The 21213-nt window shown below is 66.3% G+C and carries 13 protein-coding genes; 5 read left to right on the forward strand and 8 right to left on the reverse strand.

Translation table 11 applies throughout. The features are described from left to right. Positions 1-9 precede the first annotated feature (9 nt). The 3 genes from AB4K12_RS10340 (at position 10) to AB4K12_RS10350 (ending at position 5691) form a co-directional block, all read left to right on the forward strand. The gene (locus tag AB4K12_RS10340) at positions 10-3231 is read left to right on the forward strand and encodes a type I restriction endonuclease subunit R (RefSeq protein WP_368433912.1); all 3222 of its coding nucleotides are present in this window, start codon (positions 10-12) and stop codon (positions 3229-3231) included. Between the two features lie 72 nt (positions 3232-3303). Next, a complete protein-coding gene (locus AB4K12_RS10345; protein ID WP_368433913.1) occupies positions 3304-4959 on the forward strand; it encodes a protein kinase in 1656 nt (551 codons plus the stop codon). Between the two features lie 537 nt (positions 4960-5496). Next, positions 5497-5691, forward strand: a complete 195-nt coding sequence (locus tag AB4K12_RS10350; protein ID WP_368433914.1) for a hypothetical protein — start codon at positions 5497-5499, stop codon at positions 5689-5691. Positions 5692-6048: 357 nt separating this feature from the next. Here AB4K12_RS10350 and AB4K12_RS10355 read toward each other — a convergent pair whose 3' ends face one another. From AB4K12_RS10355 to AB4K12_RS10375, 5 genes are all read right to left on the reverse strand, one after another. Continuing rightward, positions 6049-6765 (reverse strand): hypothetical protein, encoded by a 717-nt coding sequence (locus tag AB4K12_RS10355; RefSeq protein ID WP_368433915.1) that lies wholly within the window; start codon positions 6763-6765, stop codon positions 6049-6051. Positions 6766-7100: 335 nt separating this feature from the next. Further along, entirely contained in the window at positions 7101-8306 is a 1206-nt protein-coding gene (locus AB4K12_RS10360) for an McrC family protein (RefSeq protein ID WP_368433916.1), read from the reverse strand. Continuing rightward, a complete protein-coding gene (locus AB4K12_RS10365) occupies positions 8303-10132 on the reverse strand; it encodes a DUF4357 domain-containing protein (protein WP_368433917.1) in 1830 nt (609 codons plus the stop codon). Before AB4K12_RS10365 ends, AB4K12_RS10360 begins: the two co-directional genes overlap by 4 nt. Positions 10133-10282: 150 nt before the next feature. Next, complete coding sequence (locus tag AB4K12_RS10370; RefSeq protein WP_368433918.1) at positions 10283-10555, reverse strand: DUF6255 family natural product biosynthesis protein; 273 nt, start codon at positions 10553-10555, stop codon at positions 10283-10285. Then, a complete protein-coding gene (locus AB4K12_RS10375; protein WP_368433919.1) occupies positions 10555-11478 on the reverse strand; it encodes an ATP-binding protein in 924 nt (307 codons plus the stop codon). The genes AB4K12_RS10370 and AB4K12_RS10375 overlap by 1 nt, the downstream gene beginning before the upstream one ends. 197 nt (positions 11479-11675) lie before the next feature. Between AB4K12_RS10375 and AB4K12_RS10380 the strand changes: the two genes are divergently transcribed. Together AB4K12_RS10380 and AB4K12_RS10385 are read left to right on the forward strand one after the other, a co-directional pair. Next, entirely contained in the window at positions 11676-12530 is an 855-nt protein-coding gene (locus tag AB4K12_RS10380; protein WP_368433920.1) for a helix-turn-helix domain-containing protein, read from the forward strand. Then, complete coding sequence (locus tag AB4K12_RS10385) at positions 12527-12739, forward strand: DUF397 domain-containing protein (protein ID WP_368433921.1); 213 nt, start codon at positions 12527-12529, stop codon at positions 12737-12739. Before AB4K12_RS10380 ends, AB4K12_RS10385 begins: the two co-directional genes overlap by 4 nt. 8 nt (positions 12740-12747) lie before the next feature. Here the strand turns inward: AB4K12_RS10385 and AB4K12_RS10390 are convergent, their stop codons facing one another. From AB4K12_RS10390 to AB4K12_RS10400, 3 genes are all read right to left on the reverse strand, one after another. Continuing rightward, positions 12748-13917, reverse strand: coding sequence for a hypothetical protein (locus AB4K12_RS10390; RefSeq protein ID WP_368434432.1), 1170 nt, complete (start codon positions 13915-13917; stop codon positions 12748-12750). Positions 13918-14098: 181 nt separating this feature from the next. Continuing rightward, positions 14099-18241 carry a DNA methyltransferase gene (locus AB4K12_RS10395; RefSeq protein ID WP_368433922.1) on the reverse strand — a complete coding sequence of 1381 codons (4143 nt, stop codon included), beginning with the start codon at positions 18239-18241 and terminating at the stop codon, positions 14099-14101. Then, on the reverse strand, positions 18241-21192 hold the full coding sequence (locus AB4K12_RS10400; RefSeq protein ID WP_368433923.1) for a helicase-related protein: 2952 nt from the start codon (positions 21190-21192) through the stop codon (positions 18241-18243). The genes AB4K12_RS10395 and AB4K12_RS10400 overlap by 1 nt, the downstream gene beginning before the upstream one ends. Between the last annotated feature and the right edge of the window lie 21 nt (positions 21193-21213).

Consider the following 21213-nt stretch of genomic DNA (forward strand, 5'->3'; position numbering starts at 1 on the left):
GGGATTCAGATGAACGACGCCCGCGTATACACCGAGAAGGCATTTGAAAACGCCGTCGAGGCGGCGCTACTGCGCAGCTGCTGGCAGCGCGGGCTGTCGAACACCTATAATCCCAGGCTTGGCATCGACACCTCTGAGTTGTCCGCGTTCCTCGGGGCGTCGCAGAATGACGCGTGGTTGGCCCTGCAGGCCGCGTACGGTGAGGACGAAGAGCAGGCCATCGGCCGGTTCGCGAAGCGCGTGGCGCGCGAGATCGACTCGCGTGGCCTGCTGGATGTGCTGCGGCGGGGCGTGAACGACCGGAACGTGAAGATCCAGCTTGCCTACTTCCGTCCCGCGCATACCCTCGCCGCCGACGCCTTGGTCGAGTACGACGCCAACCGGCTCACCTTCGTGCGCCAGTTCCACTACTCCGCCGCGCGCCCGGCTGACACCCTCGACATGGCGTTCTTCCTGAACGGACTGCCCGTCGCGTCGGTGGAGTTGAAGAACGGACTGACCGGCCAGACTGTCGAGGACGCCAAGCGGCAGTACCGCCGCGATCGCGACCCGAAGGAGCTGTTCTTTGCCAAGCGCAGCCTGGTCCACTTCGCGGTCGATCCGACGCTGGCCTTTCTGACGACCCGCCTGGCCGGCGACGCTACCCGCTTCCTCCCCTTCAACACTGGCTCCGGTGGGCCTGGCCAGATCGGCGGTGCGGGCAACGTCCCGGCCTCGACTGATGGGAAGTACCCCACCTCCTACCTCTTCGACGAGGTGTGGGCTCGGGACAACTGGCTGGAGCTGCTGCAGCGGTTCCTGCACGTGGAGGACGCCGCCGCGAAGGCCGGCCGGGCACCGTCACACAAGCCGGGGAGCGCGCACACGCAGCCGTTGATCTTCCCGCGGTTCCACCAGTGGGACGCGGTGCGCAAGCTCATCGCGCACGCGGCCCGCCACGGGGCGGGGGAGAACTACCTGATCCAGCACTCCGCCGGCTCGGGCAAGTCCAACACCATCGCCTGGCTCGCGCACCACCTGTCCAGCCTGCACACCTCCCACGACCGTGGGCAGATCGCACCCGCTGCGCTCGCCTCCGGTCTGGGGGCGAACAAGCTGGTCTTCGACAAGGTCATCGTCATCACCGACCGGCGGGTCCTGGACAAGCAGCTCCAGGACACCATCTACCAGTTCGACCACAAGGCCGGCGTGGTCGTGCGGATCGACGAGAACTCCCAGCAGCTCGCGGACGCGCTGACCGGGCCGACGGCCCGGATCGTGATCACCACGGTGCAGAAGTTCCCCTTCGTCCTGGACAAGGTCGCGGGGCTGGGCAGTCAGCGTTACGCGGTGATCATCGACGAGGCGCACTCCTCGCAGGGTGGGGAAAGCGCGGCGGCATTGAAGAAGGCGCTGGGACGTCTCGGCTCGGACGCGGTGGACGAGGACGGTGACCCGCTGACGGCCGCGGCCCTGGCGCGCGGCAAGCAGCCGAACCTGTCCTTCTTCGCGTTCACGGCCACCCCCAAGGCGAAGACGATCGACCTCTTCGGCACCCCTTACGCCAATGCCGGCTCGGGGGAGCAGGAGAAGGGACCATTCCACGTCTACTCGATGCGGCAGGCCATCGAGGAGGGCTTCATCCTCGACGTACTCGGCAACTACATCACCTACGCCACGTACTTCAAGCTCCAGGAAGCTGCCGCTGAGGAGGCGGAGCAGCAGGTGGACCCGCGTAAGGCGCGCTCGCGGCTGGTGAGGGCCGCGCTGATGTCGGAGGCGTCGATGGCCTCCCGTGCGAAGATCATTGTTGACCACTTCCGGTCGCATTCCAGCCCGCGCCTCGGCGGCCGGGCCAAGGCGATGGTGGTCACTTCCGGCCGTGACCACGCCGTACGGCTGTACCAGGCTATGCGGGCCTACATCGACCAGCGAGGCTTCACTGATTGCGGCACCCTGGTCGCGTTCTCCGGGGCGCTGAGCCTCGACGGGATCGAGTACACCGAGGCCAAGCTCAACGGCTTCCCCGAACGGGAACTGCCAGCACGTTTCGGCTACACCCGCGCGGACGACCCGAACCCGCCTTCCGTCCCCAAGCCTGAGTACCGCATCCTTGTCGTCGCCGAGAAGTACCAGACCGGCTTCGACCAGCCGCTGCTGACCACCATGTACGTGGACAAGATCCTGGCGAACCTGGCCGCGGTACAGACCCTTTCCCGGCTCAACCGCACTCACCGGCTCAAGGCCACCGAAGACCTGTTCATCCTCGACTTCGCCAATCGGCCCGAGGACATCGAGCAGGCGTTCCAGCAGTACTACGAGGCGTCGGTCAGCGAGCCCACCGACCCCAACCTCCTGTTTGACCGCGAACGCGAGGTGATGGCCTACCAGCTCCTGGTGGAAGCCGAGATGGACGCCTTCGTCACTGCGTACTTCGCTGCCTTCCAGGGCGGCTCGGCCACCGACACCGCCATCATGAAGGCCCACGCACGCCTCTATGGCTACCTGCAGCCCGCCCTGGACCGGTTCAACGCCCTCAACGCCACCGAACCGGACACGGCCTCCGAGTTCCGCCGCGCCCTGGACTCCTACACCAAGGCGTACGGCTGGCTCTCCCATGTCATCGGATTCGAGAACCTCGAACTGGAACGGCTCTACCAGTACGGACGCTTCCTGCTGCGCCGCCTGCCCGCGCCCGCCCGCAGCGCCGGCGCCGACATAGGGACCGCTGCACCGAGTCACATGCGCATCGCTCAGACAGGCACCCCGGAGCTGCGCCTGGAGGCAGCGGGCGCGCAGGTCCTGCCTGGCCTGGTACCCGAAGCGGCCGGAGCGGTGGCTGAGGCGGAAGAGATGTCGCTGGCCGAGGTGATCCAGTCTGTCAACGAGGAGTACGGGACCGGGCTGTCCACCACCGACCAGATCCTGCTCGGCCAGCTCGTTGTCGCCGTCAGCGAGGACCCCGAACTCCGGGCCATCGCCCTGCACCAGGACCAGGACGTCTTCGGCGGGGAACTGGAGAAGGACCTCGACCGGATCGTTATCGACCAGGCAGCGTCCAACGACGCCCTGATGGTCCGCTACTTCGACGACGCCGACGTCAACCGCCTGTTCAAGCAGGTCGCAACCCAGCAGGCGTACCAGCTCATTCGACGCCCGGTCCGACGTGAGGCCGAGCGCCGGGCCACCGAGCAGCGGGCCGCCGAGCTCAAGTCGTCTGGAAGCCGTCGGGCGGAACCGCCGACCGCATAGCCTGTGCTTTGCAGCACGTCAGACAAGAGGGACGGGGTGGTCACGCTCCGACCACACAGAGGGGGACCTCGCATGATGCAGGGCGGCACGCCGAGCTTCGACGCCGGCGTACCGGCCCGCGTGATCGCGGGCCGGTACCGGCTGCACACGCCCATCGGCGCGGGCGGCATGGGCGAGGTCTGGCAGGCGTACGACGAGCGCCTGGACCGCCGGGTCGCGGTCAAGATGATGCTGGCCGAGAGCCCGGTCCCGCCCGGGTTCCAGGGCGCGGCTTTCGAGGAGACCCTGCAGACCCGCCGCGCCCGATTCCTGCGTGAGGTCCAGATCACCGCCGGCATCGAACACCTGGGTGTGCCGGCCGTCTACGACACCGGAACCGACGAGGCCAGCGGACGGCTGTTCGTTGTCATGCAGCTCCTACAGGGACGCGAACTGCAGACGTTCATCGACGAAACTGACTACGAAAGCGAGACGGTCCCCGTTTCCTGGGCCGCGGCCGTCGGCGCCCAGATCGCCTCCGTCCTGGACACCGTCCACCGCCACGACGTCGTTCACCGCGACATCAAACCGTCCAACCTGATGCTCACCCCCGGAGGCGTCGTCAAGGTCCTCGACTTCGGCGTCGCCGCCCTGCGCGGAGTCGGCACCCTGCCCCGCCTCACCCAGGTCGGCATGACCGTAGGCACCCCGCCCTACATGTCCCCCGAACAGAGCCTGGCCAACGCCGTCGGCCCCGCCGCAGACGTCTACGCCCTCGCCTGCGTGCTCCATGAACTGCTCACCGGCAAGCCGCCGTTCACCCCTGACGACAGCCGCTCCCACATGTGGCACCACGTCCACACCCCGCCCCCGTCCATCCGCACCCTGCGCCCGGACGTGCCAGCCGACATCGAGAAGCTCCTGCTCGCGATGCTCACTAAGGAAGCCGAGCAGCGTATGGATGCGATGGCGGTCTACGACACCCTTCTGCCCTTCGTCCACGCCTCCACCGGCACCGCTGCTACGACCGACGAGGGCATGCTCGACCCCCGTCTGCCGTTCCTGCGACCCTTCGGCGGCCGGGCGCCCAGCCCTAGTGTCTCCGCCTCGTACACACCCACAGTCGTCGTTCCCTCACCGTGGGCGCCCCCAGCGGCAGGCGCGTCGCAGGGGCCGGCGACAGGCCCTGCTGCACTGACCGAGCAGGAGGCGGACGCGGTCTCCGACCGGGCAGCGGGGCTGGCTCAGCAGGGCCAGTTCACCCAGGCAGCCGACGCGCTGGCCGAGGCGATCGCAAGAGCCGCTGACCTGGAGCTCCGAGAAGGCATGGAGTTCAGTCTCGCCCAGGTGAGGTTCCTGGCCGGAAGCCACCGAGAGGCCGTCGCGCTCTTCGAGCCGCTCGCCCGCCAGTACACCGACCGCTACGGCGTCCATGACGAGCAAGCTCAGCTGTGCTGGTACTACGCTGCGCAGTGCCGGATGGAACTCGGCGAAGCGACCGCCGCCATCCAAGCCTTCGACCGAATCAGCGAGACCGCGCCCGACGAGGGCGACGAGGACGCCGTCAACCGCCACCTCGATGCTCTCGCACGGCTGATGAGCCTGTATGCCACAACGGAAAGTCTTCACCAGGCACTGGACATGGGAGAACGCCTCAGGTCGGAAACCTCCCGTCTACGGGGAAGCGACTGGCCTGGACTGGCGCAGATCGACACCTATCTCCGCCGCCTTCGCCAGGACCTGGGCTGATTGACCGTGACGTGGCCGACTCTGGGTCCGCAGGACGCACAAAGCATCAGTAGCCGCCGCGCTCTTGCGGAGCAAGTTGGCGACGGGCTGGATTTGGCAACGGTCGCTGGCGTCTGCTGTATAGCCTCATCGGCGCGCCATTCTGTTGTCCGCCGTGACGCTCATTTGACGCTCGGCGCGCCTGGTGCCTCCCGGATGGAGTCGAGTAGTGCCCCTGACCTGCGGTTTTGTCTCGTCTTCAGCCGGGTGACATGTAAACGATGACGCACCATGTTGAGTGCGTGGCGATCCTGAAGCGGGTGGAGAAGGACGCCTGACCACTCAGTACGGCCTCAGCCGGCAGCGTTGAGCCCGGGGGATTGACCGGTGTGCAGAGATCGTTGATCATGCCACCGGCATCCACCCCACCACAGCCGAGGGCCCGCGTTGCACATTACCGTGCCCGGCATCGGGGGCCCGGAGCTAGCCGGCCGCACGACCGGCCTGTGCTCAGTACGTGACGACGCCACCGCTTTCGCCCGCGCTGACACCCGCGTCGTGGGCGTCAGCGCGCACGTCCCCGGCCACCTGGCGGAGTTCGCCCGGAGCCGGGATCTGGGCTACCCCCTTGTGGGCCATGGGGAGTTGCTGCTGGGGCGGGCCCTGGGCGTTCCCGAGGTGACGGCGGATGGCCGGACTCTCTTCGCCCGTGCCGTCGTCGTCCACGACGGCACGGGCGAACCCGGGTGCTGATCCGCCCCGCTGCCGAACCGGAGTGGCACACGGAGCTCGAGCGGTCAGAGGAGTCGACGGCTTGAGCTTGAGAGCTCGACGCGGCTGGAGACGGAGCAGGTCAGTCCCACCGCTGCGCGAATTCGGCTCCTGCCAAGAGGTCATCGGCTCGAACGACGTGGTCCTCGATCCCCATGGCCTCCATCACGTCCATGACGGAGACCGCGTACCTTCCTCGTACCTTCCACGCCCGGCAGGGGAAACGGCCCGCTCTCACTAGGGCGGAAGCATTTGACGGGTCGAGGCTGAGTAGTTCGGCAGCTTTGCGCAGCGGCATGATCGCAGGGAGCCGGTCCGAGAGTCGGAATCCGTTCACGCTCACTCGGAGTCTTCCTCCTTCGGTGCGTCAGACTCGGCCTCGGAGGTCTCCTGCTCCCAGGCCGGGGAAAGGAACTCGTTCAAGAGGCCCATGCCATACAGGGTCGCGCCAAGGCTTTCACCGCGGATGCGCTGCCACAATGAAGGATCCACCTTGCCGACTGCTTGGACGCCGGACTCGTCTCGGGCGAAGCTGTGGCCTTCATCCTGCTGCCACCTGTGATCACCAAGAGTGTGGGGATCCGTCGTGTGCTCTAGGAGGCTCACCCGCTCGACCTTCCACCCGGCGGCGTTGGCGGCCCGCATGACCCTCTCGCGGACATCATCACCGTCTTGGACAACAGCCAGTTCGCACAAGGCCCCGTAGATCATGGCGGACCTCACGTCAGCAACGTCGGCGTAGAGCGTCCTCGACACTTTCGCCGCTGATTTCCGCAGATAGGGAATGACGAACCACAGGGCGAGCAGCTGGCCACGGTGGGCCATGTCGGGGCTGTCGCTGTGGGCGTAGCGCTCCACACACCGCCAGACAGCATCGCGCAGGGCGGTGTCATCGGCGTGACGCGCTGCTGCTTCCTTTGCCTCCGAGAGCGTGAGGTGCTCACTCGCCGAACATATCTCGCCTCGTGCGTGGGGGCAGATCAACTGTCCGCGGAAGAGCCGCGAAACTTGTGAGTCAATGGCCTTGAACACATCTACCGAACACAGCAAGGACATGGGATCGCCTCCTGGCGAAACGATTTCGGCAGGCGACTTCCCGGTATGGAGGGAGATCATCCTCACTCGCCGGTATATGCGTCACTAAGCGTGAACTATGAGAGATCACTGAATAGATCTGGATATCTCCTCTGCCTGCTCAGAAGGCGGCCGCGAGCCTCCCTGGTAGGGACGCTCGGTCGCGATAGCCAAACGATCCTCCATGGCCGGCACTGCGATGGAGAAAGACGTCAACACAGCAACAGGGAGGGCGGGACATTACCCATGCCGGTTGACTGCGGCTGGGGGCATCGAGCCTCAGTCGTGGATGGGTGCTCTACTGTCGAATGTACGGGCTAGTTGGTGTGCATCTGCTGACTAATGGCTGTGACGCTGTTCAGGAGGCCTGTGGGTTCCTGGTCGAGATCCAGTGCGTGCTGATGAATCACGATGCCGGCGTGCCGCACCCGGTGGGCGGCGTGCGGCGCGTTCCCCTTCGCATAGATGAGGTGGCCCGCCGGCAGCCCGAGCGCCGTGCAGTAGGCGAGCATCTGATACAGGTCGGAATCCGGGAAACCACCCCGCTTCTCCGCCTTGTACTTGGCATCGGCCACCGCCAGGGGCGTGCGCTGCGGGCCGTACAGGACGAAGTCCGGTTTCATGCGGATCGCGGCGGCCTCGTCGAGGTGGTGTGCGTCCTGGAGACGGCCGGTGAGGGCCGTGCCACGCAGCGCCTCCCGCAGCGCGACCGTCACGAAGTCCTCGAAGAGCTTGTTCATATCGAAGAGGAAACCGTCGATGCGCAGACCGCCGGGTGCGTGGTCCGCCGATGCGCCGTCCAGGACGGCCCGGGCGAGGTGCAGGGCCGGGTGATAGCGCGCGTTGAGGCGGGTGGGGTGCCAGACGGGCAGCGGTTGACTTTGTACGAGAGAGGTGACGTCGGCGAGACGGGCTCGCTGACGGAGCAGTCGGCGGCGTACGTCGTTCGGCACGCCCGGCAGGCGCAGCAATCGCTCGACCGCGGCGCGGAGGATACGGTTCTCCGCGATGTCGGTGGTGAACTCGTCGTAGGTCACCTCTACGGGGAACGTCGCGCCGAAGCGGCGCCGCATCTGGTCGGCTTCCCGGATCCGTCCCCGGACGACCGCGGCGGTCTCGTCAGTCGAGTGATACCCCTGGATCAGCCCCTGGCGCAGTGCCCGGTCTATCTGCCGCTCGACGGCATGGGCGAGGGCGGGGAGTACGTCCCGCTGCTCGGCCATGTCGACCTGCCCGTCGCGCCAGCCGCCGCGCGGATCGAGGCTGTAGCCGAGCAGGAAGAACAGCCGGGTGATGGGCACCTTGGGCGTGATCCGGACCGTGACGGACCGGCTGCCGTCGCCGGGCACGGTGATGGTGACTGCCCCGACCTTGCTGCCTGCCCGCAACAGCCATTGGCCCGGTGTGTACGGATCCGGGGAGGCATCCACGATCCGAGTGGCCGCGAGTGCCCTGCCCACGACCTCCGGAAGGGTGAGGCCGACAGCGGGGGCGTGCTCGACGAGCTCGACGACCGGGGTCACGCGGGCTGCTCCGGCGGCTTTGGCAGCGACTGCCGCAGTGCGGCGAGCCCGTACCGCTTCTCGACGTCGACGTCCTCGCCGTAGTGATGCTCCTCCAGCAGGGGGAGGATCTTCGTTCGCCAGGTCCGCTCCAGGCCGCCGTCCCGGTAGACGCCCTTCTTCATGAGGTACGAGGGGCCGATCTTGAAGTCGGGGTCGTCGATACGGGCGTTGAGAGCGTCCAGCAGGTCGGCGGGCTCGACGTCCTTGTGCTGGGACTTGAGCCATCTGCGCAGCAGCCCTCTGGTCGGCTCGGTGCGCGGCGAGAGCTCCACGAACGCGAACCGGCGCCGCATCGCCGCGTCCACGAGGGCGATCGAGCGGTCCGCGGTGTTCATCGTGCCGATGACGAACACGTTCGGAGGGAGGGGGAAGTCGTCGCCCGAGTAGGTCAGCCGCACCGACTTGTTCCGGTACTCGAGGAGGAAGTACAGCTCGCCGAAGACCTTGGCCAGGTTGGCCCGGTTGATCTCATCGATGATCAGGAAATACGGGATGTGCCGGTTGCCTTCGCGCGATGCCAGGTCGGCCAGTTCGCGCAGGGGCCCGGCCGTCAGCCGGAAGGCGACCTCGCGGGTTTCGGGGTCCTCCTGCGGCCGGAAGCCCTCGAAGAAGTCCTCGTAGCTGTACGACGGGTGGAACTGGACCAGCTTCACCTGCTCTGGCCCGCCGCCGAGGAACTCGGCCAGCTTCAGCGCGAGGTACGTCTTGCCGGTGCCTGGCGGCCCGTACAGCACGAGCTGCTGCTCGTCGCAGAGGAGGTCGCGCACCTCCCGCAGCCACTCGGTCTTGTGCACGAGGAGCTGGCCGGCCAATTCATCCGTCGGCTCCGGAAGCTCCAGTTCGCGGAGTGCGGTGATCGCCGGAATCTCCACGCTGGGGTCACGTTCGATGGCTTCGGCCGCGTCCGCGAGCTCCTCATCCGTCAGTCCGAGGCCGTCGATGACGGCCTGGACGGAGGTGAGGTCGATGACGTCATGCTGGATGGACAGCTTCTGCTGGAGTTCCTCGGGCAGCTCATCGTAGGAGTAGCCGGTGTCCTGCCAGGTCACCGGACGCCGAAGGTTGGATCTTCGGTCCTCGGACTCGATCTGTTCCGCTTCACCGGTGATCTCACCGGTGTACAGCCGACCGCCGGAAATAGTGCACACGGTGTCACCGGGCTTCATCCGGGAGAGGAAGGCGTGCAGCTCCTCCACCAGGTCCTGCTTCTGGCTGTACGTCGCCGCGGACTCGTAGTCCTCTTGAATGAGAGTGCGCAGCCCGTCCTTGCTTGTGCCCTGGGTGACGCCTTGCCGCAGCCGGGAGGCGGCGAGGCTCACTCGCCCCTCGGGCAGCCACAGACGCTGCACGAGGTCGAGACCGGCGACGTTGGAGCCGCGTACCAGCCAGGTGCGGTTGGGGCCCCACCAGACGCCGGGCATGAAGTCGCTGAGGGGCCGGCCGTCCTCTGCCTTCCAATCGGCCCATCCATTCGAGTTGCGTCCGGTGAGGACGGCGGCTGCCTCGGAGGAGGAGTTGAACGTGATCTCCTCTGTCGTCTCCAGCCAGCCGGGCCAGGTCTGGGATTCCTTGATCCGACCGTCGGCGATGAGCTGTTCGCGCAGCTTGTGGGCGGAGGACACTCTCCTGGCAAAGGACGGCACGACCTCTGGGCGTACGGGCTGACCCGGGCCGACGACGAACTTCCGGCTGCCGTTCGTCCCCATCTCGTCAGTCTGCCGTCCGTGAGCCTCCGGACCACCGTTCGGCAGCCGCAGGCGGAAGGCAGGGTAGTCGTCGGCCATGGTCTCCTCGCATGCCTGGGTCGGTCGGATCCTGTGACAGGCCGGAGCCTACTGCGGACCACTGACAGGGACCGGTGGCCGTTCGGCGTAGGTCCCTGCGGTGGCTGTCACTCTCCGATCGACCGGTGCTGCCGGCCGGTGGTCAGGCGGTCAGACGCTCGGGCAGAGCGTTGCGCGACCGAGTGCCCAGCGACTGAGGCGGTGGTACGCCGCTGTGCGCGAGATCGCGTAGGCGGCGGAGCGGTCCGCCCGGGCCTTGTTGCGCGGTGACGGGGCCAGTGCTACGGGCAGCCCGGGTGGGCGCAGGGCGCCGTAGCTGGTGAAGCGGCGTGTTCCGCATGCGCGGCAGCGTTCTTCGCCGTTGGCCGAGTCCCAGCCGGACGTGTGCGGGCAGTTGCCGACGAGGCGCCCTACGCTGCGCATCAGTGCCTCCCGAGCGAAGTCGTGGGGATCAGATCCCGGAGTGGAATGGGCGAGAGATCGGCGATGGGTGTCCATGGGCTCCCGTCGCGCTGTGGATCAGGAAGACCGGGTGGAGCCTCGAAGAGGTACCAGAACTGCAGCCGGGCCTTTGGGCGTTGCTGGTCTCGGAGAACAGGTCGACGCTGTTCGATCCACAGCGGCGGAGCCGTCGGCCCGGGCTCCAGCCAAAGCCCCGTCCCCTTGGCTGCGATCCTCCGAGCTGCGGCCGCCGGCGAGCCGTCCTGTCGCGTCAGCGGTCCATGGAGGAGACGTGCTTGGTCGCCGGAGCGTACGACCGAGCCGATGGTGATGTCGAGGCAGCGGTGGGTGCAGGGTTCACCAGTCGCCAGGTGGTTGCAGGCGCCGCGGGTGTAGCGGATGACGTCCGACAGGTGTTCGGGATGGGCGAGCCCGTAGCAGAAGATCTCACGGACGACGTCTGCTCCCTTCACCATCGCGGTGGGCGGTGTTGCCCGTGAGATGTCGAACAGGCAGTGGATCTCCTTGCCCTTACCGCCGGGTGGCGGTGGCATCACCTTCCAGCGTCCGTGGGTGAGCACGTCAACCAGGACCAGACCGCGACCGGTTGTGCTGTCGGCACCCGGCCGCTGCTTGACCGGCATGGCGCGGCTGGTGTTGCTGACACGTAGGTCCAGGAGGTATGCCTTGCGCGTCAGGGTCAGCTTGCAGCCGGCGCCTGGGGCGTGGTTCATGACGTTGGTCAGCAGCTCGTTGACCACGGTCAGCACGTCGGCGGCTTCCGCTTCCAGGCCCCAGCCGTGGAGGTGGGTGCGTGCGATCCGGCGCACTATGGCCAGCTCCGACGGTCTCGGTACGAGCTCCATACGGAGCTGCCGGTCGGAGTGCTGGGTGTGGATGGCCATGTCCCCTCCAAGTCCGAGCGGAGCGCCGCCCGGCAGGATAGATCGTCTTACGCGACATCCGGATGCGCCGTGTGATGAAGGGGATCCTGAACCGGGAAATATCGCGTAGGCAAGTATTCCTAACGATGAAGTGCACTATCGAGTGAACAATCGCACGGTGAGGGCGACCGCTCGCACGGCTGCGCCATCATGCGGTCATGCCTCAGAGCGACATGCCCACCATGCGAAGCAAGCGCCTCGGCAGCGAACTACGTCGTCTGCGCGCTGCGAGTGGACTCAAGGTCTCCCAAGTCGCAGAGCTGCTGGAGTGCGGCCAGCCCAAGATTTCGCAGATCGAGAACGGCAAACGCGGCATTCGGCAGATCGATCTGACGCTCCTGCTGGACAAGTATGGTGTGACAGACGAAAAATACCGGCGGAGCCTGAAGCAGCTGGCACGGGATGTGCACAAGGTTGACTGGTGGTCTTCGCAAGAGCCACTCATCCACGACACGCTGCGCGACTACCTGACTCTGGAGTCCGATTCCGAGTTGGTTCGCAGCTACGAGCCGACCGTGATTCCCGGTTTGCTCCAAACCGAGGCGTACATGAGGCAGCTGTTCACCCTTGTGCGGCCAGCGGAACGCGTAGACGCGCTGGTGGATACCCGGATGAAGCGGAAGGATCTACTTGAACGGCATCCAGACTTCAGGCTCTGTGCAATCGTCGATCAGCTGGCTCTGCACAGGATTCCGGGAAACCTGGAGCAGGTTGTCGAGCAGCTCATGTATCTCATCGAAGCAGGTCAGCGGCCGAACGTCATGCTGCAAGTTCTCCCTCTGAAGGCCCGGTTGCCGGTTGATCAGTATGTGCCGTTCTGTCTCTTCACGCTGCGCGGAGAGGCCTCGATCGATGTGGCATGGCTGGAACACACGACCGGTGGTACGTTGCTGGAGCAGCGGCACGACGTGCAGAACTACGCTCAGGCGTGGGCTGCTTTGACAGCTGCGGCACTGCCCCCTTCCGACTCCCGGTCATACATCGATGACCTCGTGAAGGAAGTTAGACCATGATATCCAATCAGGATCCGCCCCTTGTGGGGGCATGGCACACGAGCAGCTACAGCGGCAAAGACAATAACTGCTTAGAACATTCCCGTCTTGATAACGGCCGTCACGCCATCCGGGACACCAAGGATCCCCGTCGCCGAATAACCATCTACTTTACCGCCATTGCCTGGCAGGCATTCATAGATGACCAAAAGAGCCCGTCTCGACAGTAGCTATGAACTCACGGCTGGTTTCGAGGCGCTTGCCGGGGCAGAAGCACCTCCTGGGCGCGTGCGTTGTGGGCGCCAAGTCGCCCGGTTTTGCGGTCGAGGTAGAACACGAACGCCTTGGCCTTGTCTGCGAACGCGGAGGCGGGTCGGCTGATGCCCCCACTGGTGATCACGATCAGCCGCTTGGGAACCTCCTCACTGGCTGCGGCTGCGGCTGCCACGCCGTTCAGCCTCTGCATCTCGGAGGTCGAGATATCCTTGGCCTGGTGGCGCCATTCGATGTGGAAGTGGTCCGAGCGGATGGGCGCGTCGCCATCCCCCTCGCTGACATCCCCGAAGCCGAACGTGGTCAGTTGACCGAGCACGGCTTCCACGATGTCTTGGAGGCCCGTGCGTCTCTGCGGCCGTGATGTGGAATCGCTGAAGAGTTCATCCAAGGTCATCGGGCTCGGCATGGCCAGGGTGAAGAGCGCCTCTTGGGATGCGTGACGCGGCTGGGAAACTTCAGGCGTCTCCCACGCTTCGTGTATCTGCCACGCCTTACGTCCCGCGCTGAGCAGATCGGCCACGACTGACACAGGGAAGTCCTGCAGCCTTCCGCCGGGTCGCGGCGAGATCCCGTGCCCGAGGGACCAGCCAATGTCGACTCGGCTCCATATATCCCATTCCGGGGCGTACATGTCGACTATCCAGCCGAGGTGCGGCTTGAGGGAGACCCTGACCTCGGCATCGGGGAACGTGATCTCTGCGTACGCGCCGGCGCTGCGATCCGCGATGGTGAGGTGCGGTTCGTAGAACGGGCCGTCTGCCCTGTATCGGTTCTGGGCCACGACCCGTTGTACACGTATGCCCCGCCCGTCGAGGTGATCGGCCAGCTCGGTTATCTCCGAGAGCTCGCTCTCCTGCCAGCGCCACGGCGACGGTACGGGGGACCCGGTGAGATAGGCCGAAGCGTATGCGTGCAGAGCGTCGACCAGGACCTCGCCGGGTGTGTCGAGCGGCCATACCGAGGGCCCGGTGTGCAGTACGGGATCGACCACGGCCCAGGCGAAGCTGTGTCTGAACTTCGTCAGCGCCAGCATTGTCGACTTCTCGCTGGACAGCTTCACCCTCAGGTACAGCGGTTCAGTGGAGGGGAGGTCTACGAGGTGTGTCAGTTCTGGGTGGCGTTCAATCAGCATCTGCTCCAAGCGCTGAAAGTGCAGGTACCGACCGAAGGCGGCGACCATGTCGCCAGGCGGGAAAGGCATGGGAAACGTCCCTCACGAGGTTGGGCCGCTGGGGCTCCGGGGTTCGTTGCTGCCGCGGGTGACTGGGGCATGGCTGAGCCTTGCGAGGGCTCAGCCATGCCACATCGGTGCGCTAGTTATTCCCTGCAAGGACCTCGTGACGAGGTCCTTGGCCTGGGGGTGGGGTCAGCGCGGAGGTGTAGTTCTCGCCGTCTGTGAGCGGACTCTCCAGACTGAGCCCGGCTGCCGCCATGCGGTCGTACTCGGTGAGCACCAGCCGCTTGGTCCGGTACTCGCCGTACTTGGCGATTTCGTTGTGCTTCAGACCGCCGTTCTCGGTCTGGAAGGACTCCAGGATGTAGTCGGTGTCGTCGCGGGAGACGCCGTAGAGGTGGAAGAAGTATGCGTCCAGCTCGGCGCGGATCTGGGCGCGGCGGTCTTCGCTCCAAGTGAAGGGGGCGCCAGCGCCGCCAAGGTCCTGGGCTAGTGGTTCCATATCCCATGCGGTGTAGACGAGCTCTAGGGTGCGGGGGGTGAGGAAGCTGGTATGCCTGCCGAGGTCGTCGGGGTGGGGGACAGGGAGCTGCTTCCAGGTCCTCAGACCGACATCGACGCCAGCGACCTTTTGGCGCGCTACATAGTCGATAACCAGCGAGCTCTGTGCAGCAATGAGAGCCGCACTGAGCTCGGCAGGTTGATCGGGGAACATTAATGGAAAAGTGTTTCCCACTGCGGCTCTAGGGAGAAAGGCTGGGATTGCCGTGCGCTCGTCTGTTACACGAGCCACGCGGCGCCACCCCATCAGCCAGCCGTGGTCCCACTCCAGGTCATTTAGGCGCTCCGTGACACCAGGAATCTCGACTTTCCTGCCGGTTCGTGTGGTTGAAACGCGTCCCTTGTCCTGGATCCACTGGCGTGCCTTCGCCACGCCGTGCGGGTCTTGCTTCACGGCCAGCGGAACATTTTCGTAGTCGTCGTTGCCGAGGTCGTAGTAACGGTTCCAGCGATGGTCGAAGAGGTGGGCCATTTTTGCGTCATACAGCGGCAGCATGAGTTCACTGCCTCGAACAAAGGTATTCCCTTCTAGCTGCCAACCTTCCGATTCCAGCTCTAATTGATCACGAAAAAGATCGGAATCATCTGTTAGGTCAAAGAGTCGCTTGAAGGTGATTCGCCAAGGGTTACCATCTGGGTAATTCTCGTTTGCTAGCACCGGCATCTGATGGTGAATAGCGGCGGCGAGGTCGGCGTCCCGTCGGGTGCGGAAGATGGGCAGCGTCCCAGTGTTCGGGTTGATTAGGGTGATTTCTTCCGGAGATAGTTCGAACACTGCTTGGGTGAGTTCGTCAGGGTGGCCCAGAAAGAACGCAAAGCGAGCAGCAGGCTCTGTCAGACCCCGGCCTGTGAGAGAGAGCAGGGAGAACGAGTAGCGGGAATCTACTGCTGGGAACAGTTTCTCCCTTTTTCCGTTCTCAAAGTCGTACAGATGCTTCACGGTGCCTCGGCGAGTCAGATCTTGGAAGAGGAACTGTGCCCCAGCGCCTGTGGCGATCTGCGTGGGCACGACTATGCCGCAACGCCCCGTGGGTGCAGTGATGGAGACGAATCGCTCCGTAAACAGCTGATCCGTCTGAATGGAGTTGACGCCCTTGGTTGCAAGCCCTTTCCGCAGTAGCGGGTATGCCCCTGATGCCCCAAGGAACAGGAAGGAGGACTTCACTCTGCGCCTAGCGGCGCGGTAGTTCTGAGCCTCCATCGGGTTCTCAATGGACCATCGGGTGATTGCTGCGCGCCGTTTCTGTCCTGGTAGCTGAGCAAGTGACGGCTCTACGACGCTGAAATATTCTGGGTCTTTGAAATCGACCTTGTCCCACGGCGGGTTCCCCAATACGCAGTCAAAGCCACCCGCCCACCCCGTCACCGGGTCGACCCCCGACACCGAAGCGTCATCCGGCACGTTGAAGACCTCAGGAAACTCCAAGTGCCAGTGAAAAAAGTGGTACTCCCCACTCAGGCGGACGATCTCGCGATGAGTCCCCTCAAGTGCACCCTTCCCCTTGGGCGATTCGAGTGCCCGGAAGACGCGCTCGGTCACTGGGGGCGGGGCGGAAGCGGCCTTCTCCCACATGAACGCCGCGCACCAGGCGTTGGCGACGTGAAGGGCGTCGCGCCGCGCAGGTGACTGAAGCCAAGCGCGGTAGCGCTTGGCGAGAGCACGGACCTGGGCGACATTGTCCGTTGGCGAGCTGTCCACGAGGTCGCGGAGTTCCGCGGCGAAGACGGCGTTCGTCACGCTCACCGCCTCCTCCACCGCCGCATCCAGGGTGACGATGCCCTGGTGTTCCTCCCTGTTCCGTTTCAGCCACTTCCCAGCCACCGACTTGTCGTCACCCTCGACCGGCTTGAATGCCTCGTCCGGAATCCCGCCCCGCAGCAGCGCCGGCGTCGCGCCGATGAGGCCGTTGCCGAGCTTGATGTGGGCGTCGAGGAAGCCCAGGGCCTTGCCCGGCTCCAGAGCCTCCATCCACAGCGACACCTTTGCGAGCTCGACGGCCATCGGATTGAGGTCCACGCCATACACACACTGCGCGATGACCTCGTGCAGCGCATGGCGGACGCCGTCCGCCGTCGGCTCCGGCGTACCCTCCCGCACCGCCGCCACTCGCTTGGCGATGCGTCGCGCCGCTGCAACCAGGAAGTGCCCGGACCCACAGGCCGGGTCGCAGACCTTCAACGACAGCAGCTCTGAGGCAACAGTCTCCGCCGCATCCACCTGCCCAGTCTTCGAAGCCTTCTGCTCGCCCCGCTTCTCCGCCTCGTCGAGGATGGGGTCCAGAGTGGAGTCGAGGAGCACGTCGACCAGCGAGCTGGGCGTGTAGTACGAACCCGTCTTCTTGCGCTCGTTGCCCGCCCGCGTCACCAGCTCGAATGAGCGTTCCGTGATGCTGTACTCGGGGACGAGCGCGAGCAGCGACTCGTAGATCGCACCCAGTTCCTCGGCGTCCAGAGTGCGGTAGTCGACGGACCGCCAGCGTTTGGCATCCGTGTCGCGGACCACCGACAGGTGCCGTACGGCGGCCAGCAGGTGTTCGTTCGCGAGGGACAGCCCCTCCAGCGGGGCGTCAGCCTCTGTCGCATCGAACAGACCACCGAGGCCCGGCAGGCCGAGCTCGGGGCGGCCCGCCACGTCACCGAGGGCGTGGAGAACGAGGCGCAAGGTCTCCCATCGGTCCGAGTGCGAGGTGCCCCGCCGGCGGCGGGCCTGTTCGCGTAAGCGCGCGGTGGAGAAGTACAGCGCATAGCGCTCGCGCGCGCGGTCGTCCGCCTCCGGGTGATGGAGGGCGGCACGGTCCTCGGCGACGAAGACGAAGAGGAGCCGGTAGACGAGCCGCAACAGGGCGGCGTGGTAGACGTTGGCGTCCAGGTTCTCGCGTAACGCGGCGTTGGCCGGGTGCCGGAGGAAGCCCGTCCCGAGCTCTCTGAGTGCCAGGCGGACGCCCTCGCCGATGTCGTCGAGGAATCGCGCGCCGAGGCGGATCGAGGTGTCCCGCCACACCTCCAGCCAGCAGCTCCGCTGGGAGGGCCCGCCGCCCTCCGGGGGCTCGAAGCGGGAGGCGTGCACGAGCCGGTACAGGAGCACGAACTCACTGAACAGCTCGCCGTCGAAGACGGCCTCCAGGTCGAATTCGATGTACGACGTCGTGGCCAGTGCGCTGGAGTCGCGCAGCAGACGCAGCTGACGGCCGTTGGTCAGCAGTGCCCACACATGGGCTTCGGTGCGGTTGAGCGCCTCTTGCAGGAGTGACTGGGGCGCCGGCGCCCCAGGCCCCTGGCGTTTGTCGAGGGCGGCGTTCCAGGCGGTCACGTGGACGAGCGTGTTCTCGCGCCGGTGACTGACGGGGAAGGCCTTTGTGCCGTCGTCGGCGGCGATGCCTGCGGCGCCCAGCGCGGTGAGACGGCCGAAGCCGAGAGCCTCGAAGAGGGGCTCCACCCAGTTGACCCGGGCATAGCCGGTGCTGTCGGCGGGCGCTGCGGACTCCGGCGCGGCGGGCAGCCGCTCGCGCAGCTCGCGCCACAGGGACTTGAGATTGTCCCAGTGACGCTCCGCTTCGTCGCGCACGGAGCGTGAACCGGGGATGCGATAGTCCGCAGGGGCGAGGCCCTTGAGGTCCTTGGAGATCCTGTCGTCGGAGATCCGCACCAGCATGTCGGCCGGTAGCAGTCCACCGATCGTGTGTACGGCGGAGAACACCTGATTGCGGGTGGTGGCGGACATCAGGCGGACTCTCCAGCGGGAGTGGCGGAAGCAGGGGCCCCGGCCGGTTCGGCGGGCAGGTAGACGTACGCGCCGAGGATGTCGGCGGGCTTCTGGGCGGTGACGGACAGGCCACGGACGATCTCGCCGGACGCGGTGCGGACGCGGCGGTGGGAGGCGTCCAGCTCGGCGGCCAGCCGGTCGCCGTACGACTCCAGATAACCGGATGTGTCCGGGAGCTGGGTGAGGATGCGGCTTATCGTGCGCTCCCCGAAGTACCGGTCCGTGTTCTCGGACGCGGTCGCGTCGAGCAGCTCGATGGCCTGCTGCGGTGTCAGCCACTCGGCTTTCTTCGGAGAGCCCTCGAAGGCCAGCAGGCGGGCGTCCTCCGCCACCAGCTGCTTCTCGCCATGGCGGGAGGGCAGCGTGAGGTGGAAGCGGTAGCGGACCAGGAGCAGAGTCGTACGGGTGCCGACCGCTTCCGTGGTGATCACGCCGCAGCGGCGGGCCGGGCGGGCTCCCTCGACCTGGGAGTCCAGTGCGGCGTTGAGGACGTGGGAGGCGAGGGAGCCGACGACCGGATCGGTGCGTACCAGCGCTGCCTCGCCGCGCCCCACCGCCGGGTCCGCACGGAAGGGGATCGGGCGGTCCCGCTCGATGACCTCCGGGCCGACGGCCTGCGCGAGCGCATCCCTGAGGCCGGCGGGTGTGCCGCCCACCTGGGCGGTGAAGTCGGTGCCGTCCTCGCGCAGTACGGCATTGAGCGCGCTCAGGGATTCGCGGACGAAGGCGTGGATCTCCCCTGCGCCGCCCAGCGCCTCCCGGATCGAGGTGACCTCCCGGGCCACTTCCTCGGGGTGTACGGAACGCTGCGCGAACCGCGAGCGCGATGCCTTCTCGCGCTCGGCCGCCGAGTTCCAGTCGCTGTCCAGCTTGGTGGTGCTCACCTTGAACGCGTCCGCGCTGAAGAGCGCGTCCTGGTCCTCCCGGCCGCGCATCAGCAGCCACTCGACGATCGCGTCCGTGACGCCCGTCGACAGCTCGTCGGGCACGGAGACGGAGATACCGAGGTCCTTCTTGATCTGGCGGTGCTTCTTGATGAGCACCTCGAGGACCTTGCCGTCGATGCCGTTGTCATCGCCGTAGAGCGTGATGACACGAACCTGGTCCTTGCGCTGGCCGTAGCGGTCGACCCGGCCCTCGCGCTGTTCGTGGCGGGTGGGGTTCCACGCCAGGTCGTAGTGGAGGACGGCGTCGAAATAGTGCTGAAGGTTGACGCCCTCGGATAAACAGTCTGTGGCGATGAGGACGCGGCGCGCGGCTGTTTCCTCCCCAGCCTCCTCGGCGAGTCTCTCGATCCGCTCGATGCGTTGCTGCGGGGAGAGCGTGCCGGTGACGGACGCCACGACGGTCTTCGCCCCCAGCGGGCCGCGCTTGCCGTCCTTGCCCTCCAACTGTCCGGCGAGGTATTCGGCGGTGGGGATGTAGCGGCAGAAGACGATCGGGTTGTACCCGTCCGCGAGCAGTGCCTTCAGGTGCTTGATGAGCGCCTTGAGTTTGAGGTCCGTGCCCGGCCCTTCCAGCCGCTCCGCACGGTCGGCGAGCTCGGCAAGCCGGCTGCGGCGGCCCCCATCCGAGATCTCCGCACCCGGCGCGACATCCATGCCCTCCATGGCGTCGCTGTCGGCGGCATCGCTTGCGAGCGGTGCACCGAGCCGGTCGGCCTCCTCGGCCGAGGCCGCCACCGCCGTGGCGGAGCGGGTCCGCAGCGTCTGGGCGGCGGCTCGTGGTGACGACACCAGCGAGCGCAGCAGTGCGATGGCCGACCACCAGGCGATCCGCGCCTCCCGCTTGCCCTGGCCGTCGGCCTCCTCCACGCGCTCGCGCGCGTAGGCGATGGCGTCGTCGAGCAGGGAACGGTACTCCGGGGACAGCTTGTACGTCTCGTCCTTGAAGTAGCGGTCCGCAGGGAAGACCGTCCGCTCGGCCAGGGAGTCGTCGCCGAGGCCGTCCTCCTTGGTGAGGTATTGGCGTACGTCCGCCCGCTTGCGTGCCACGAAGTGCTGAGCCAGCAGTCTCCGGCCCGCCTCGGAATCCAGCTCCACGTGGGCGAGTTCGGGCTTGACCAGGCCCAGAAGATTGCGGAATGCGGACTCCTTGCCGCTGTGCGGGGTGGCCGTCACCAGCACCAGGTGACGGGCCGCGTCCTCGGCCACGCGGCGCAGCAGCTCGTACCGGAGCTGGTTCTGCGCGCCGGTCGAAGGGTCGTCCGTGGCCACACAGGTGTGGGCCTCATCCACGATCACCAGGTCGGGGCAGTGCCGCACGAAGTCGTCCCGGTGCCGGGGGGACTTGATGAAGTCCGTCGAGATGATCACGTTCGGGTACTTGTCGAAGAGCGACTGACCCAGGTCCAAGCTCCGCTCCAGGCGGGAAACGGTCGATGCGAGGACCAGTTCCGCATCGATGCCGAACTTGGTGCGCAGCTCCTGCTGCCACTGCTCGGCGAGGGCGGGGGAGCACAGGACGGCGAGCCCCGTGGCCTCGCCCTGAGCGAGCAGTTCGCTCGCGATCAGCCCGGCCTCGATCGTCTTCCCGATGCCCACATCGTCGCTGATCAGCAGGCGTACGGTGCGCTGCCGCAGCGCCATGAGAAGAGGTACGAGCTGGTAGGCACGGGGCTCCACCGCGATGCCGGCGATTGACCGGAACGGGCCGGCTCCCGACCGGAAGCCGATCCGCAGAGCCGTACGTAACAGGCCCGCCGCTCGCTGGTTGCCGAGATCACTCGGCTCCGGCGGTGCGAACTGCGCGCCCTTCACCTCTTCGAATGCCGGGAACACCGCGGCGAGGTCGTCGTCCGAGCCACCCAGCGGGCGCAGCACGAGCAGATCGGGCTTGCTCTCGGGGAGTACCACCCATTCGCGGCCGCGAGCGGTCACCAGGGAACCCGTGGAGTAGGTCAGTGCCATGTCAGTCGTCAAGTCCTGTGG

It is taken from the genome of Streptomyces sp. C36 (assembly GCF_040932295.1).
Classification (GTDB): domain Bacteria; phylum Actinomycetota; class Actinomycetes; order Streptomycetales; family Streptomycetaceae; genus Streptomyces; species Streptomyces triculaminicus.

Excerpts from the sequence above, each read along its gene's own strand:
- AB4K12_RS10380 (WP_368433920.1), top strand. The coding sequence starts at position 11,676 with ATGCCTCAGAGCGACATGCCCACCATGCGAAGCAAGCGCCTCGGCAGC.
- AB4K12_RS10345 (WP_368433913.1), top strand. The coding sequence starts at position 3,304 with ATGATGCAGGGCGGCACGCCGAGCTTCGACGCCGGCGTACCGGCCCGC.
- AB4K12_RS10375 (WP_368433919.1), bottom strand. The coding sequence starts at position 11,478 with ATGGCCATCCACACCCAGCACTCCGACCGGCAGCTCCGTATGGAGCTC.
- AB4K12_RS10340 (WP_368433912.1), top strand. The coding sequence starts at position 10 with ATGAACGACGCCCGCGTATACACCGAGAAGGCATTTGAAAACGCCGTC.
- AB4K12_RS10355 (WP_368433915.1), bottom strand. The coding sequence starts at position 6,765 with ATGTCCTTGCTGTGTTCGGTAGATGTGTTCAAGGCCATTGACTCACAA.
- AB4K12_RS10365 (WP_368433917.1), bottom strand. The coding sequence starts at position 10,132 with ATGGCCGACGACTACCCTGCCTTCCGCCTGCGGCTGCCGAACGGTGGT.
- AB4K12_RS10385 (WP_368433921.1), top strand. The coding sequence starts at position 12,527 with ATGATATCCAATCAGGATCCGCCCCTTGTGGGGGCATGGCACACGAGC.
- AB4K12_RS10400 (WP_368433923.1), bottom strand. The coding sequence starts at position 21,192 with ATGGCACTGACCTACTCCACGGGTTCCCTGGTGACCGCTCGCGGCCGC.
- AB4K12_RS10390 (WP_368434432.1), bottom strand. The coding sequence starts at position 13,917 with ATGCTGATTGAACGCCACCCAGAACTGACACACCTCGTAGACCTCCCC.
- AB4K12_RS10370 (WP_368433918.1), bottom strand. The coding sequence starts at position 10,555 with ATGCGCAGCGTAGGGCGCCTCGTCGGCAACTGCCCGCACACGTCCGGC.
- AB4K12_RS10395 (WP_368433922.1), bottom strand. The coding sequence starts at position 18,241 with ATGTCCGCCACCACCCGCAATCAGGTGTTCTCCGCCGTACACACGATC.